Raw genomic sequence first — 15,059 nt, 5'->3', positions numbered from 1 at the left:
AGCGCGCGGCAGCCCTTACGCCACCGCCCTCACCTTGCTGATGAAGCCGTCGACCTCCGACGTCAGCGAGGTCGACTGGCTCGACAGGTTGGCGGCGGCCTTCAACACGCCGGAAGCGGCGCGGCCGGTCTCGTTCGCCGCTGACGACACGGTTGCGATGTTGCGGGTGACGGTCGAGGTCGCTTCCGCCGTGTGCTGCACGGTGTTTGCGATCTCGGCGGTGGCCTTGTTCTGCTCCTCGATGGCGGCGGCGATGACGCGGTTGATGCTCGAGACCTCCTCGATGGTCTTGACGATGCCGTCGATCGCCGAGACCGCCTTCTGCGTCGCCCCCTGGATCTCCGTGATCTGGGCGCTGATCTCTTCGGTCGCCTTCGCCGTCTGGGAGGCCAGGTTCTTCACCTCGCTCGCCACCACCGCAAAACCTCTACCGGACTCGCCGGCTCGGGCTGCCTCGATCGTCGCGTTCAGCGCCAGCAGGTTGGTCTGGCCGGCGATCGAGGTGATGAGGCCGATGACCTCGCCGATGCGATCGGCGCCGTCGGCAAGCGCGCGCATGGTGCTGTCGGTTTCCTTGACGGTGACAACCGCCTGCTCGGTGGCGCGCGTCGCCTGCTCGACCTGACGGTTGATCTCGCGGATCGAGGCGTTGAGCTCCTCCGCCGCAGCCGCCACGGTCTGCACGCCGCCGCCGACCTGGTCGGCGAGCGTCGAGGCCGAGCCGGCCTGGGTCTGGGCCTCGGCTGCCGTGCCCGACATCGAGCGCGCGGTCGTCTCCAGCTCGCCCGAGGCGCTCGACAGCGTCTGTACCATCTGGCCGATGCGGCTCTCGAATTGCCGCACGAGGCCGGACAATTCGGACGCACGCTTCTCCTTGTCGGCGCGCTCGGCGGCCCGGTCGCCGGACAGGCGCTCGGCGTTGATCATGGCCTCCTTGAACACCTGGAGCGCCGCGACCATGCGGCCGATCTCGTCGTTGCGGCCGAGACCCGGCACCTCACCGGCGAAATCATGCGCCGCGAAACGGGTCATGACACCGGTGATCGCGGTCAGCGGCTGGGTAACGCGGTTGCGCATCAGCATCAGCCCGCCGATCGTCAGCGCCAGCGAGGCCGGCACCAGCAGGCCGAACAGGATCAGGCTGAAGCGGGCGCGCGAGGCACCGTCTTCGGCCCGCGAGATCATGTTGGCGAGCGCGGTTTGTGTGACGATCACGACGTTGTTGGCGCCGACAAGCTGACGATCGCGGTAGTCGATGCCTGCGACGCCGGCGGGCTCGCCGGCGAGCAGCTTGGTCGCAATGGCATTGCGTTCGTCGCTGAGCGCGCCGGAGATTTCCGGCTCGGCGTTACGGATCGCCTGCAACAGCTCGGGCGAGGCCACATTCGGGCTGAGATCGCGCACGACCACCCAGGACTGCTGGATGCGACCGCGCAGATCGGCGAAGGTTACGCCATCGGCGGCGGTCCAGGTCTTGTTGGCGAGGATCGAGGAGAACTGGACGAGAATGGTCTGACCTGCGTTGGCGCGGGCCTGCCAGGAGGCCTGCTTGGCGATCAAGAGGCGATCGACCACGGGATCGATCAGCGTCATCGCGTTGTCGACATGGGCGGTGACGTCGCCGATCGCGTCCATATAGGCGTCGCTGATCTTGGCCCAGCTCGGTTGCAGGTTCGCGTCACGCGCCGCCTTCTCCTGCTTCAGGGCAGTGACCGCGCGCGGCCGCAACTCCTCGAGCTGCGCCCAGATGCCGCGGAGCTTGTCGAGCTTTTCGGCAAGACCGGGCGCTTCAGCAGAGGCGAGGCTCTGCAAGGCCTGCGCGTAATTCTTCTGCACGGTGGCTCGCTGGTCGGCGAGACTGCTCATGACGCTGTCGGGCGCGGGGGCAGCCGACGCCAGATAGCTCAGCGTGTCACCGCGCTCCAGGCGGAAAATCACGAGCGTATTGGTCAGGTCGCGGCTGGCGACCGCGAGCGAGACGATGCGGTTGCTGTCCGAGTAGCGGGTGACCGCGAGCTTCAGCGCATAGGCGCAGATGACGACGAGGACGAGACCGAGAGACCCAACCACCGCCCCGAGGATGCGGGCGACCGAACGCTGCTTTTGCATCGACTGATCCATATTGCCGCCAAGACGCGGTTCGCGGGCAATCTACAGAGCGAACGATGAGATTTGATTTAAGATTGAACGGCTTTGGCTACCAATCTCTTCCGGGAAAATACGGAAACCGGTAGTTCGATACTCCCCTCAGACCCGTGCGTCCGAGGGTGCCCGCTGCTTGAGCAGCCGGGCGCAGACGAGACCAAGCGCCACCATGATCGCGGCGCTCGCGAGCAGGGTCGGGACCTTGCCACCGTGCTGGAGGCCAAGGCCATAGGCGATCGGGCCAACTGTCTGCCCCATGAAGAAGAAGAACGAATGCAGCGACATCGCCGTCGCCCGCGCCCCGATCGACAGCTCGCTGGCGAACACCTGCAGGCAGCCGTGGATCATGTAGAAGCCCCAGCCCATCGCCAGCATGCTGGCGAATTGCAGCTTCCATCCGGGACCGAAGGCGAGCACGCCGAGCTGCAGTCCGACGAGGCCTGCGCCCCCAATCATCATGCCCTTGACGCCGAGCCACGGCAGGAAGCGTGAGACCGTGAAAGTGTAGAACAGTCCGCCGATCGCAAAGCCCGCGATCACGATGCCTGCGATCGACGGCGACTTCTCGCCGAGATCAAACAGCAGCGCGGCGATGAACGGAAACAAGCCGAATACGCAGCAGCCCTCGACGAAGACCGCCGAGTAGCAGTAGCGCGTGTTGGGGTTGGCGAAGATGGTCCGGTAGCCCTGCCGCAAGGCCTTCAGATCCGTCTTCGGCGGCGCCGTCAGCGCGGCACCGCGAAAGCCCGCGGCCACCGCAACGGCCGCGATCAGGCCGAGCGCGCCGAGCATCATCAGCACGCCGCGCCAGCCGATGAGTTCACCGATGATGCCGGAGGCGGTCGCACCGAGCAGATTGCCGGTCATCGAACCCGCAAGCGTGCGGCCGATCGCGACCTGTCGTTTGGCGGGTGCAACGAGGTCGGCGGTCAGGCCGAGAGCGACCGGAAACACGCCACCGGAGGCGATACCGGCGAGGATGCGGCTCGCGAACAGGCCCGAGAAGGTGGTCGCGACCGCGCCAAGAATGCAGGAGACGCCAAGCAGCGCCAGGCACAGCGTCATCAACCGCGCCTTGCCGAACAGATCGGCAGCCGCTCCGATCACCGGCTGAACCAGCGCGTAAATCAAGGCGTAGCCGGCCGCGATGCTGGCGGCCGTCGTGATACTGATCGAAAAATCTTCCGCGACATGCGGCAGGACGGGATCGAGCGCGCGCGTGGACAACGCCGCCGAGAAGCTCGCGAGCGCGATGATATTGATCGCGGGCGGAAACCTCTGGTCGGACGACGGCCCGGTCGCAGGCTGGGACATCAGCGCGTTGTGCTTTTCGTCACCGCGTCGAATGCCATCAGCGTGCGGATCAGCCCTTCGAACTCGCGCAGCGGCACCATGTTGGGCCCGTCCGAGGGCGCGCGATCAGGGTCGGGATGGGTCTCGATGAAGACGCCGGCAACGCCGACCGCGACGGCTGCACGGGCCAGCACCGGCACGAATTCACGCTCGCCGCCCGAGGACGTCCCCTTCCCGCCCGGCTGCTGCACCGAATGGGTGGCGTCGAAGATCACGGGCGCGCCGGTGGTGCGCGCCAGGATCGGCAGCGCGCGCATGTCGGAGACCAGCGTGTTGTAGCCGAACGAGGCGCCGCGCTCGGTGACGAGCACGTTGGGATTGTTTGCGGTCGTGATCTTGGTCACGACATTGGCCATGTCCCAGGGCGCAAGGAATTGCCCCTTCTTGACGTTGACGACCTTGCCCGTCACGGCGGCCGCCAGCAGCAAATCGGTCTGCCGGCACAGGAAGGCCGGAATCTGGAGGATGTCCACGGCTTGCGCCACCTCGGCGCACTGCGCGGCGTCATGCACGTCGGTCAGGACCGGCAAACCGAGGGAGGCGCGGATCTCGGCGAAGATCGGCAGCGACTGTGCGAGCCCGAGACCGCGCGCTGCCGACGCGCTGGTGCGGTTGGCCTTGTCGAACGAGGTCTTGTAGACGAGGCCGATCTTCAGCCGCGCGGCGATCTCCTTCAGCGCGGAGGCCACCTCCAGCGCATGCTGGCGGCTTTCGAGCTGGCACGGCCCGGCAATGATCGAGATCGGCAAATCATTGCCGAACTTGACCGTGCCAATGGTGACGACCGGCGCCGCTGAATTCGAAGAGCTCAAGGCCAATGTCCCTCGTTTCGGCGCGACCATAGCCGCCATCAGGGTCGGATCAACCCCATTCGCCCCGGGCCACCCGAATATCAGGGTTGCGCCGGGGTTCCGTGCGAGGCCCTTGCGCCGGCGGCCCCTTACTTCACCGCCGAGAACGCGGTCGGCGTCAGGAGCTGGCTGACGATGTTGCCGACGATCTGGCCGTCCGCTTCGCTCTCGGCACGCGCCTTCATCCAGTCCGGGTCGGTCATGAACTTGCCCCACTTCGCTTCGCGGTCGGCGAGCGAATCCCACGCCAGGAAATAGGTCAGCTCCTGGTTGGATTCGCCGATCAGCGTGGTGAAGAACCCGGCCTGCTTGATGCCGTGCTTCTCCCAGAGCTTCAGCGTCACCGTCTCGAACCGCTTCAAGAGCGCCGGCAGGCGGCCGGGCACGCAACGGTAGATGCGCATTTCATAGATCATTCTTGTTCCTCCCTGATGACGTCGGGGGTTATAACGGCTGGCCGTGACGGTGTCTTCGGCGCTGCCCGATACCGCCCGCGGCGTCTGGCGCATGGCTTGCCAGCCCCGATCGCACCCGGTTCCCGTAATGCTGCCGCAATGATACTGCCGCTACAACGCCTCGGTTGAGGCTCAGGTGCGGATCATGCGGATTTTGCTCGTCGAGGATGAAGCGGAGATGGCCGGGGCGCTGGCCTCGGCGCTCAAGCGGTACGACATGATCGTCGATCACGTGCCAACGCTTGCCGAGGCCGAAGAGGCCATTTCCGCCGACGTGCACGCCGCCGTACTGCTCGATCGCCAGCTGCCCGACGGCGACGGTCTTGCCCTGATCCCGAAACTGAGAGCCCGCGCCGACGGTGTGCCGATCATCGTGTTGACGGCACGCGGCGAGCTCGCCGACCGCGTCGCCGGGCTCGACAGCGGGGCGGATGATTATCTGGCAAAACCATTCGCGGTGGAGGAATTGCTGGCACGCCTGCGCGCGGTGTTGCGCCGGCCCGCCGGGCTCCAGCCCGACATCATCCGCGCCGGCCGCCTCGCCTTCGACTTCGGCCATCGCGAGGCGAGCGTCGACGGGGCTCCGCTCGAACTGCCGCGGCGGGAGCTCCTTGTGCTGGAAGCCCTGGTCCGCCGCATGGGCCGGACCGTGCTGCGATCGGCGCTGGAGGAAGCGGTTTACAGTTTCGACGACGAGATCCAATCGAACGCACTCGATACGCATGTCTCGCGGCTGCGCCGCAAGCTTGCCGAAGCCGACGCGCACGTGGAGATCCACGGCATCCGCGGCGTCGGCTATCTCCTGAAGAAACTGCCGTGAGCAGGCACGCCGACCCATATTGCCTGCGCTCTCGGCTGAGCTGGCGCCTGCTTTCGCTCCAGGCCGCGCTGTTGGTCGCTTTGGTCGTCGTCATCATCGGCGCACTGTGCGCTACAGGCTTCGTGCTGGTCCAACGGGACGAAGACCGCGTGATCGACGTCGTGCAGAGCGCGCTCGCGCGCGACGCAGCCGGCGGCCTGACGCTGCGGCCGACGGCTGAGCTGAAAGCGTTGCGCGAAGAGGCCCCCGACCTCTGGTTGCTGGTTCGCGACAGGCAGGGGCATTCGCTCAGTGAAGGCTCCGTGCCGGCTGAATTCGCCGGGATCGGCGGCGCCCTCGACCAGATCAGCCAGGCGCGGCTCGGCTGGCAGCTCTTCGAGGACGACCCACGCAAGCCGGCGGCGCGGTTGAAACGCATCGACACGGCCGCCGGCAACGTGCAGGGCATCACGGCGACGCAGGGGAAGCTCAGCGGCGCCAAGGCGGTGTTCACGACGTCGCTCGTGTTGCTGGGCATCGCGCTCCCCGGCCTGCTGTTGATGGGGACCGCGACGTTCATCGCGACTCCGATGGTCGTGCAGCGCGCTTTCAGAGGATTGGACGCGACCGCAGACCAGGCCCGGCGGATCGATATCCATCAGCGCGGCGCGCGGCTGTCAGTGGAGCAGATTCCGCTTGAAGTCGTGCCGCTCGTGGCCGCGGTCAATGACGCTCTCGCGCGGCTCGATCAGGGTTACGCCCGCCACAAGCGCTTCGTTGCCGACGCCGCGCACGAGCTGCGTACGCCGATCGCGATCCTGAACACGCGCCTGGAGTCATTGCCGTCGGGACCGGACAAGACCCGCCTGATCGAGGATGCGGCGCGGCTCGCGACCCTTGCCGAGCAATTGCTGGATATCCAGCGGCTCGACCGTTGCGGGCATCCATTCGTGCCGGTCGATCTGGTCTCCGTCGCGCAAGGCGTTGCCGCCGACCTCGCACCGCTCGCGATTGCGGCTGGCTATGAGCTGTCCTTCGACGCGCCTGCGACGCGGATCGAAGTACTCGGCGACGCGGCCGCGCTCGAACGCGCGCTGACCAACCTCGTGCAGAATGCCATCCAGCACGGCCCTCGCCGCGGCACGATCGTCATTCGCGTCAGCCGTCCCGCCAGCATCGAAGTCACCGACGAGGGCGCGGGCATACCGGCCGATCAGCGCGAGCTGATCTTCGAGCCGTTCTACCGGCTCACGCCGCTCGATCGCGGCGCCGGCCTCGGCCTCAACATGGTGCAGGAGATCATGCTCCTGCATGGCGGTCACGTTTCGGTCCTGGACGGACCGAACGGCGGTGCATGCTTCAGGATGACGCTGCCGCCCCTGCAACAGGGCTGATTCAATTCGTCTCTGCGTCTCAAGCGCAATGCTGTCGCAATGCGCTCAGGCGACTCTTCGACCGCCTCACCTCTGATTTGCGAGGCGCAATCGAAATGCCGGAGTGCGCATGCCCAACGATTTCCTCTCATTCTTTCTGTCCTGGATGTCGGCCCCGCGGCGGGTCGGCGCGATCGCGCCTTCGGGCGCTGCCCTAGAGCGTTTTCCGATCACGTTGCGTCGTAACCAGCCGCGACGAGATAATTTTGACATTCCTCGGGTGAGAAGCGTTTGAGAGCGTTGGCGATTGCTTGCCAGAGATCGGGCATGGTGCGGGCTGCGGCGGCCCGCAACAGCGCTTTCAGTTTGGAGAAGGCCATTTCAATCGGGTTGAAGTCTGGACTGTAGGGCGGAAGATAGAGCAGGCTAGCTCCGACCGCCTGGATGGCCTCTCGAACGCCATGGACCTTGTGAGCGGGCAAGTTGTCCATGATAACGGTATCGCCCGGCCGCAGCGATGGGGCGAGCAATTGCTCGACGTAGGCCAGGAAAGCGTCGCCATCCATTGGACCGTCCAGAACAAGCGGCGCGATCAGACCGTCGGAGCGCAATCCAGCGGTGAACGTCGTCGTCTTCCAATGTCCGTGTGGGATAGCTGCACGACATCGCTCGCCGCGTGGCGAGCGCCCGTAACGCCGCGCCATTTTGGTGTTGGCGCTGGTTTCGTCGATGAAGACGAGACGCTCAGGGTCAAGGTCGATTTGCCCTTCGAACCACTCCTCACGTGCGGCATTTATATCGCCGCGCCGTTGCTCGGCGGCGTGCGCTGTCTTTTTTTAAGTGTGATCTTTCTGCGCTGGAAAAAACGCCAGAGCGACGCGATGCCAGTCGATATTCCATGACGTTTCAACAGTTCTCGCAACTCGGCAAGCGTGATATCCGGCCTCGCTGTCACCGCCTCCAGAATCAATTGCGAATGCGCTTCGATGCGCTGCGATTTGCGGTCACCGCCCTGGCGTTTAGGAACGATGTCGCCAACTTTCTTGAGGCGAGCGCGCCAGCGGATCGCACTGGCCGCGCTGACACCAAAGCGCTCAGCAGCCTGTCGACAGGACATGCCACCGTCAATCGCGGCTACCACCCTTTGGCGAAGATCAACCGAAAGCGCCCTGGCCATACATGCTGGCCTCCCTCGCCAGCATGCAGCTTGAATCTGACTCGCGCCGTTTTGGGAATCCCCACCCGATTCTTTCCGGTCGGAAAATGCTCTAGCCGATCTCATCACCCGCGAGATCACCGCAACGACCGGCCCGATCCTCGAGCTCGGCCCCGGCACCGGCGCTTTCACCTACAAGCTCCTGAAACGCGGCGTGCGCCAGCAGGACCTCACGCTGATCGAATACGGTTCGGACTTCACCAAGCTCCTGCAAATCCGATTTCCCGGCGCGCGCGTGTTGTGGATGGATGCGGGACGGCTCACGACGGAGCGGCTCTATGACGGCGCGCCGGTCGGCGCCGTGATCAGCGGCCTGCCGCTGCTCAATATGTCGACGCGCAAGGTCGTCTCCATCATCGGCGGTGCGTTTCGTTACGTCCGCCCGGGAGGCGCGTTCTATCAGTTCACCTACGGGATGAGCTGCCCGGTGCCGCGGCCGGTGCTCGACCGGTTGGGCTTGCGGGCAAAGCTGGTGGATCGCGCCTTGCTGAACGTGCCGCCGGCCGCCGTCTACAAGCTGACGCGACGGCCGCAGATGAAGATCGTCACGGGAACGATTGCGCCTGATGCCTCAATGCCGGTCGCGCCGGCGCCGATGCACCTCGTGCGCGACTACACCGCCGCGCCCTGAGGCATCACACCAGACGCGACTGCACCATCGCCGCCTGAATGAACGAGGCGAAGAGAGGATGAGGCTCGAAGGGCCGCGACTTCAGCTCGGGGTGGAACTGAACGCCGATGAACCAGGGATGATCCTCGTACTCGACGATCTCCGGCAGCACGCCGTCGGGCGAGAGGCCGGAGAATTTCAGCCCGTGCTGCTCGAGGCGGTCCTTGTAGGCGGTGTTGACCTCGTAGCGGTGGCGGTGGCGCTCGGAAATCTCGGTCGCGCCGCCATAGACCTGCGAGACGCGGCTGCCGCGGTTGAGCGCCGCGGGATAGGCGCCGAGACGCATCGTGCCGCCGAGATCGCCGGCCTTGGAGCGCTTCTCGAGCTCGTTGCCGCGCAGCCATTCGGTCATCAGGCCGACCAGCGGCTCCTTGGTCGGGCCGAACTCGGTGGAGTTGGCGTCCTCGATGCCGACGAGGTTTCGCGCGGCTTCGATCACCGCCATCTGCATGCCGAAGCAGATGCCGAAATACGGCACGTCGCGCTCGCGCGCGAACTGCGCCGCGCGGATCTTGCCTTCGGCGCCGCGCTGGCCGAAGCCGCCCGGCACCAGAATGCCGTTGACGTGTTCGAGGAACGGCGCGGGATCTTCCTTCTCGAAGATCTCGCTCTCAATCCAGTCGAGATTGACCTTCACCTTGTTGGCGATGCCGCCATGCGAGAGCGCCTCGATCAGCGACTTATACGCATCCTTCATGCCGGTATATTTGCCGACGATGGCGATGGTGACGTTGCCTTCGGGATTGCGGACGCGCTCGTTGATCTGCTGCCAGCTTCGCAGCTCCGGCGGAATCCGCGAGCCAATGCCGAAGGCGGCGAGCACTTCGTCGTCCAGGCCCGCATTGTGATAGGCCTCGGGCACGGCGTAAATGTTGTCGACGTCGCGCGCCTCGATCACGGCGCTTTCGCGCACGTTGCAGAACAGCCCCAGCTTGCGCCGCTCTTCCTTCGGGATCTCGCGGTCGGTGCGGCAGAGCAGGATGTCCGGCTGGATGCCGATCGAGCGCAGCTCCTTCACCGAGTGCTGCGTCGGCTTGGTCTTCAGCTCGCCCGCGCTCGGGATGTAAGGCAGCAGCGTCAGATGGATGTAGACGGCATGATCGCGCGGCAGCTCGTTCTTGAGCTGACGAATCGCCTCGAAGAAAGGCAGGCCCTCGATGTCGCCGACGGTGCCGCCGATCTCGACCAGCACGAAGTCGTAATCGTCATTACCGGAGAGGACGAATTCCTTGATGGCGTTGGTGACATGCGGAACCACCTGGATGGTCGCGCCGAGATAATCGCCGCGGCGCTCCTTGGAGATGATGTCCTGGTAGATGCGCCCGGTGGTGATGTTGTCCTGCTTGGTCGCAGGCCGGCCGGTGAAGCGCTCGTAGTGACCGAGATCGAGATCGGTCTCCGCGCCGTCATCGGTCACGAACACTTCGCCGTGCTGATACGGCGACATCGTTCCGGGATCGAGGTTGAGATAGGGGTCGAGCTTGCGGAGGCGGACCTTGTAGCCCCGGGCTTGCAACAGGGCACCGAGTGCCGCTGAAGCCAGACCTTTGCCGAGCGAAGAGACCACGCCGCCGGTGATGAATATGTACCGCGCCATGGGACTTAACCTCTAATCCCTCGAATTCGATTCGCCAAAGCGATTCGTATTCCGCCCCAAATAATTTGCGGGCCTGTGGGTGAGCCAAAACTAAGAGTGGTGACAGAGCCTTGATGGGGATTTTTGACGCAGGACGGTAGAAGCCGCCCTGCATGGCCCCCCTGCTTTATTGCGAGCGCGGCACCTGCGGGCCGGCTGGCGCCTGGTTCTGCTGCTGTTCGTCGGCCTTCTTCAGCGAATCCAGGATACCGCCCGAGGTCGGCGGCGCGATCGGGGCGCCTCCGGCCGGCTGGGTCTGGGACGCCGGCGCGCCGATGATCGACGAAGGCGCCCGGTTGTAGCCGGCATGCCAGGACAGGAACAGGCTGGTCAGGAAGAAGCCCCCAGCCAGGATCGCGGTGGTCCGCGTCAAAAGGTTCGCGGTGCCGCGGCTGGACATGAAGCCCGCGCCCCCGCCCATGCCGAGGCCGCCGCCTTCCGACTTCTGGAGCAGGACGGCGCCGATCATGACGGCGACGATCATGAGGTGAATGACGATGACAACAGTCTGCATAGTGTCCTTCCGTCACAAGCCGACAGCGCCGAGACGGCGGCCGATCGCGCTTCGCGGGTTTTCCTGAAGTTGCGCGGTGTTACACGATCAGAAGAGGCATTGCCACCCCCCGATCGGCCACGGCCGCGCTTTGAGATTAGCTAGGGGCAGCCCTTCGCAATCGCAAGGAAATCGGCCGCCTTCAGGCTGGCGCCGCCGACCAGCGCGCCGTTGACGTTTTTCACGGACATCAGCTCGGCCGCGTTCGACGGCTTGACCGAGCCGCCATAGAGGATGCGCGTCCTGGCCCCATCCGCCCTGAACCGGGAGGTCAGGAGTTCCCGGATAAAGCCATGAATCTGCTCGACATCCTGGGCCGTCGGGGTCAGGCCGGTGCCGATCGCCCAGACCGGCTCATAGGCCACGACCAGGTTGGCGGCGGTCGAGCCGTCCGGCAGCGAGCCGTCGAGCTGGCCGCGCAGGATGTCGAGGGTCTGGCCGGCATCGCGCTGGCCCTGCGTCTCACCGATGCAGACGATCGCAGTGATGCCGGCGCGCCAGGCGGCCTCGGCCTTCTGCCGGATCAGGGCATCGCCCTCGCCGTGGTCGGCGCGGCGCTCGGAATGGCCGACGATGATGGCGGTTGCACCGGCATCGGCCAGCATTTCGGCCGCGATATCGCCGGTATGGGCGCCGGAGGCCTTGGGGTGGCAATCCTGCGCCCCCACCGCGACCTTGCTGCCGCGCGCCTTGTCGGCGAAGGCCGCGATCAGGGTTGCCGGTGGGCAGACCAGCAGGTCGGCCTTGGCAGCCACCTCTGCCGCGCCCTTGAGCATGGCGTCGAATTCGGCAGCCGAGCCCTTCAGGCCGTTCATTTTCCAGTTGCCGGCGATCAGCGGTCGGATGGCGTCGGTCATGTCAATTTCCAGCAAAATGAGGTTTGTGCATGCGCTAGCAGAGCTGTCGCGGCAGTTCCAGAGAGCTAGGGCTTTTAACCGCAGCTTCGAGGGACCGCGCGGCCCGAGGTTGCGGGGGGAAAGCCGCCACTTTATGATGATCAATCAATTTGGTGACGCGCTTTTGCGGAATCTGCATTAAGACGCGCTCCCGTTCCCCTCCTGCCAAACAAGTTGGACCAAATGCTTCGAGGAATGCGCAAGGCCTCATCAAACTGGCTCGGCAAAACCATTATGGCCGTGGTGATGGGCGTGTTGATCATCAGTTTCGGCGTTTGGGGCATCGCCGACATCTTCAAGGGCTTCGGGCAGTCCACGGTGGCCAAGGTCGGCAGCACCGAGATTTCGTTGAACGAGTTCCGGCAGACCTATACCGACCGCTTGCAACAGATCAGCCGCCAGTTCGGCCGGCCGCTGACGCCTGACCAGGCGCGTGCCTTCGGCCTCGACCGCCAGGTGCTCCAGCAGACGATCGCGGAAGCCGCCCTCGACGAAGAAGCCCGCCGGCTCGGGCTCGGCCAGTCCGACGAGCAGATCCGCCAGGTCATCATGAACGACCCCAACTTCAAAGGCGTCGGCGGCAGCTTCGATCCGAACCGCTTCCAGGCCGTGATCCGCAATTTCGGCTATACCGAGCAGCGCTACGTCTCCGAGCAGCGCAAGGTGTCGCTGCGCCGGCAGATCACCGGCACGATCGGCGCCGGCCTCGAACCGCCGAAGGCCATGATTGACGTGCTGACGCGCTTCCAGAACGAGCAGCGCGCGATCGAATTCGTCAGGCTCGACGCCGCGCAGGCCGGCACCATCGACGCTCCCTCGCCCGAAGCCCTCGCCGCCTATTTCGAGGATCACAAGGTCCAGTTCCGCGCGCCCGAATATCGCAAGATTTCCTTTGTCGTGGTCTCGCCGGAAGAGATCGGCAAATGGAGCGAGGTCTCCGACGAGGACGCCAAGAAAGTGTTCGACCAGCGCAAGGACCGGCTCGGCACGCCGGAGAAGCGCCAGATCCATCAGATCGTATTCCCCAACGTCGCCGAGGCGCAGGCCGCACGCGAGCGTCTCGCCGGCGGAATGTCGTTCGAGGACCTCGGCAAGGAGCGCGGGCTGAGCAGCTCCGATGTCGACCTCGGGCTCGTGACCAAATCGTCGCTCGACCCCGCGGTCGGCGATGCCGCCTTCGCGCTTCCCGCGGGCGAGATCAGCCAGCCGATCCAGGGCCGTCTCGGCACCTCCATCGTCAAGGTCGACAAGATCGAACCGGGCAGTGAAGCGAACTACGCCAGCCTCGCCGGCGACATCAAGCGCGAGATCGCCACCGAGCGCGCCCGCGTCCAGGTCAACGATCTCCGCGACAAGATGGAAGACGAGCGCGGCGGCGGCGCCAGCGTGATCGACGCGGCGCAGAAGCTCGGCCTCACTGCCGTGACCATCGACGCCGTCGACCGCTCCGGCCGTGCCCCGAACGGCCAGCCAGTCACCAGCATCCCGCAGGGCCTCGACGTGGTGTCGCAGGCCTTCAACACCGATGTCGGCGTCGACAACGACGCGATCTCGTTCAAGGGCGGCTATGTCTGGTACGACGTGCTCGCCATCACGCCCTCGCGCGACCGCAATCTCGACGAGGTGCGCGACCAGGTCGAGGCGCGCTGGCGCCAGGACCAGATCGCCGCCAAGCTGAAGACCAAGGCGACCGAGATGGTGCAGAAGCTCGAACAGGGCGGCAAGCTCGCTGACGAGGCCGCCGCGATCAACGCCAAGGTCGAGACCGCCTCCGGCTTCAAGCGCGACGACTCGCCCGCCGGCGTGCCCGCCAGCGTCGTTGCGGCCGCCTTCCGCACCGCCAAGGACGGGGTCGGACAGACCGCGGTGAGCGGCGGCAGCGAGGTGATCGTCTTCCGCGTCACCGACATCGTCGAACCCGCGGTCGACGCCGCGTCCGACGCGGTGAAGAAGCTGAAGGACAGCCTCGACCGCGCGTTGACCGACGAGCAGGTCGCCTCCTACGTCAACAAGCTTGAAACCGACATCGGGACCACCATTAATCAGGCCGCCTTCGCGCAGGTGACCGGCGCGAACCAGTGAATTGAAAGCACGCGATGGACGACCTGAAATCGATCATTGGAAAAGTGGCGACCGGCGCCAGCCTGTCGCGTGACGAAGCGGCTTCCGCCTTCGACGCCATGATGTCCGGCGAGGCCACGCCCTCGCAGATGGGTGGCCTCCTGATGGCGCTGCGGGTGCGCGGCGAGACCGTGGACGAAATCACCGGCGCGGTCTCGGCGATGCGTTCCAAGATGCTCACGGTCGACGCACCCGCGGACGCCGTCGACATCGTCGGCACCGGTGGTGACGGCTCCGGCTCGGTCAACGTCTCGACCTGCGCGTCCTTCATTGTCTCGGGCACCGGCCTGCCGGTGGCCAAGCACGGCAACCGTGCGCTGTCGTCGCGCTCGGGCGCCGCCGACGTGCTGGCGTCGCTCGGCGTGAAGATCGACCTCAGGCCCGAGCAGGTCGGCCGCTGTGTGCGCGAATGCGGCATCGGCTTCATGTTCGCACCTGCCCATCATCCGGCGATGAAGAACGTCGGCCCGACCCGGGTCGAGCTTGCGACACGTACGATCTTCAATCTGCTCGGCCCCTTGTCGAACCCGGCCGGCGTCAAGCGCCAGATGGTCGGCGTGTTCTCGCGGCAATGGGTGCAGCCGCTGGCGCAGGTGCTGAAAAACCTCGGCTCGGAATCCGCCTGGGTGGTGCATGGCTCCGACGGCCTCGACGAGATCACCCTCACGGGCCCGACCTTCGTCTCCGCGCTCCACAATGGCGAGATCCGGAATTTCGAGGTGACGCCGGAGGACGCCGGCCTGCCGCGCTGCGATCCCGGTGCGCTCAGGGGCGGCGACGCCGACGCCAATGCGATCGCCTTGCAAAGCGTGCTCGACGGCAAGCCGAGCCCCTATCGAGACGTCGCGCTGATCAACGCCGCCGCCGCGCTGGTCGTGGCCGGCCGCGCCAAGGACCTCAAGGAGGGCGTTGCGATCGGTGCGAAGTCGCTCGACAGCGGCGCCGCGAGCGCGCGGCTGAAGCATTTGATCGCGATCTCGAACGGCTGAAC

General features: G+C 65.6%; 12 protein-coding genes and 2 pseudogenes. 6 read left to right on the top strand and 8 right to left on the bottom strand.

Annotated elements, in window-relative coordinates; translation table 11 throughout:
• Positions 1–15 precede the first annotated feature (15 nt).
• From HAP41_RS23520 to HAP41_RS23505, 4 genes are all read right to left on the bottom strand, one after another.
• On the bottom strand, positions 16–2,109 hold the full coding sequence (locus tag HAP41_RS23520) for a methyl-accepting chemotaxis protein (protein WP_166096878.1): 2,094 nt from the start codon (positions 2,107–2,109) through the stop codon (positions 16–18).
• Between the two features lie 138 nt (positions 2,110–2,247).
• Complete coding sequence (locus tag HAP41_RS23515) at positions 2,248–3,459, bottom strand: MFS transporter (RefSeq protein ID WP_166096883.1); 1,212 nt, start codon at positions 3,457–3,459, stop codon at positions 2,248–2,250.
• Positions 3,459–4,310: a 3-deoxy-8-phosphooctulonate synthase gene (gene kdsA, locus HAP41_RS23510; RefSeq protein ID WP_166096886.1), complete on the bottom strand. Its 852-nt coding sequence runs from the start codon at positions 4,308–4,310 to the stop codon at positions 3,459–3,461. The genes HAP41_RS23515 and kdsA overlap by 1 nt, the downstream gene beginning before the upstream one ends.
• 128 nt (positions 4,311–4,438) lie before the next feature.
• Positions 4,439–4,765: an NIPSNAP family protein gene (locus HAP41_RS23505; protein WP_063983065.1), complete on the bottom strand. Its 327-nt coding sequence runs from the start codon at positions 4,763–4,765 to the stop codon at positions 4,439–4,441.
• Positions 4,766–4,949: 184 nt separating this feature from the next.
• Between HAP41_RS23505 and HAP41_RS23500 the strand changes: the two genes are divergently transcribed.
• The 3 genes and pseudogenes from HAP41_RS23500 to HAP41_RS23490 form a co-directional block, all read left to right on the top strand.
• Complete coding sequence (locus HAP41_RS23500; RefSeq protein WP_028156062.1) at positions 4,950–5,624, top strand: response regulator transcription factor; 675 nt, start codon at positions 4,950–4,952, stop codon at positions 5,622–5,624.
• Complete coding sequence (locus HAP41_RS23495; RefSeq protein ID WP_166096888.1) at positions 5,621–6,997, top strand: sensor histidine kinase; 1,377 nt, start codon at positions 5,621–5,623, stop codon at positions 6,995–6,997. Before HAP41_RS23500 ends, HAP41_RS23495 begins: the two co-directional genes overlap by 4 nt.
• Positions 6,998–7,106: 109 nt before the next feature.
• Positions 7,107–7,193: pseudogene (locus HAP41_RS23490) on the top strand (SAM-dependent methyltransferase); the annotation flags it as partial.
• Between the two features lie 13 nt (positions 7,194–7,206).
• On the opposite strand, the gene HAP41_RS23485 reads toward HAP41_RS23490, so the two are convergent.
• Positions 7,207–8,153 (bottom strand): IS630 family transposase gene (locus HAP41_RS23485; RefSeq protein WP_166055883.1). Its coding sequence is split into 2 segments (ribosomal slippage): positions 7,207–7,814 and positions 7,814–8,153, totalling 948 coding nucleotides; the frame shifts between segments, so codons are not numbered across the junction.
• An 88-nt stretch (positions 8,154–8,241) separates the two neighbouring features.
• Between HAP41_RS23485 and HAP41_RS23480 the strand changes: the two are divergent.
• A pseudogene (locus tag HAP41_RS23480) lies at positions 8,242–8,823 on the top strand (class I SAM-dependent methyltransferase); the annotation flags it as partial.
• 4 nt (positions 8,824–8,827) lie between these two features.
• Here HAP41_RS23480 and HAP41_RS23475 read toward each other — a convergent pair.
• The 3 genes from HAP41_RS23475 to tpiA form a co-directional block, all read right to left on the bottom strand.
• On the bottom strand, positions 8,828–10,459 hold the full coding sequence (locus HAP41_RS23475) for a CTP synthase (RefSeq protein WP_014494987.1): 1,632 nt from the start codon (positions 10,457–10,459) through the stop codon (positions 8,828–8,830).
• A 166-nt stretch (positions 10,460–10,625) separates the two neighbouring features.
• Positions 10,626–11,012 (bottom strand): preprotein translocase subunit SecG, encoded by a 387-nt coding sequence (gene secG, locus HAP41_RS23470; RefSeq protein ID WP_063983061.1) that lies wholly within the window; start codon positions 11,010–11,012, stop codon positions 10,626–10,628.
• A 140-nt stretch (positions 11,013–11,152) separates the two neighbouring features.
• Entirely contained in the window at positions 11,153–11,908 is a 756-nt protein-coding gene (gene tpiA, locus HAP41_RS23465) for a triose-phosphate isomerase (RefSeq protein WP_166096890.1), read from the bottom strand.
• A gap of 222 nt (positions 11,909–12,130) precedes the next feature.
• Between tpiA and HAP41_RS23460 the strand changes: the two genes are divergently transcribed.
• Both HAP41_RS23460 and trpD read left to right on the top strand, forming a co-directional pair.
• On the top strand, positions 12,131–14,029 hold the full coding sequence (locus tag HAP41_RS23460; RefSeq protein WP_166096893.1) for a SurA N-terminal domain-containing protein: 1,899 nt from the start codon (positions 12,131–12,133) through the stop codon (positions 14,027–14,029).
• A gap of 14 nt (positions 14,030–14,043) precedes the next feature.
• Positions 14,044–15,057 (top strand): anthranilate phosphoribosyltransferase, encoded by a 1,014-nt coding sequence (gene trpD / locus HAP41_RS23455; RefSeq protein ID WP_063983057.1) that lies wholly within the window; start codon positions 14,044–14,046, stop codon positions 15,055–15,057.
• Positions 15,058–15,059 lie beyond the last annotated feature (2 nt).

This window comes from Bradyrhizobium barranii subsp. apii (genome assembly GCF_011516635.5).
GTDB lineage: Bacteria > Pseudomonadota > Alphaproteobacteria > Rhizobiales > Xanthobacteraceae > Bradyrhizobium > Bradyrhizobium barranii.
Note: the sequence above shows the minus strand (reverse complement) of the source record. Positions and strands in the feature narration are given on the sequence as shown.

Bases quoted from the DNA above. Each gene is read 5' to 3' on its own strand.
- trpD (WP_063983057.1), top strand. From the start codon at position 14,044: ATGGACGACCTGAAATCGATCATTGGAAAAGTGGCGACCGGCGCCAGC.
- HAP41_RS23505 (WP_063983065.1), bottom strand. From the start codon at position 4,765: ATGATCTATGAAATGCGCATCTACCGTTGCGTGCCCGGCCGCCTGCCG.
- tpiA (WP_166096890.1), bottom strand. From the start codon at position 11,908: ATGACCGACGCCATCCGACCGCTGATCGCCGGCAACTGGAAAATGAAC.
- HAP41_RS23515 (WP_166096883.1), bottom strand. From the start codon at position 3,459: ATGTCCCAGCCTGCGACCGGGCCGTCGTCCGACCAGAGGTTTCCGCCC.
- HAP41_RS23500 (WP_028156062.1), top strand. From the start codon at position 4,950: ATGCGGATTTTGCTCGTCGAGGATGAAGCGGAGATGGCCGGGGCGCTG.
- HAP41_RS23520 (WP_166096878.1), bottom strand. From the start codon at position 2,109: ATGCAAAAGCAGCGTTCGGTCGCCCGCATCCTCGGGGCGGTGGTTGGG.
- HAP41_RS23475 (WP_014494987.1), bottom strand. From the start codon at position 10,459: ATGGCGCGGTACATATTCATCACCGGCGGCGTGGTCTCTTCGCTCGGC.
- HAP41_RS23460 (WP_166096893.1), top strand. From the start codon at position 12,131: ATGCTTCGAGGAATGCGCAAGGCCTCATCAAACTGGCTCGGCAAAACC.
- secG (WP_063983061.1), bottom strand. From the start codon at position 11,012: ATGCAGACTGTTGTCATCGTCATTCACCTCATGATCGTCGCCGTCATG.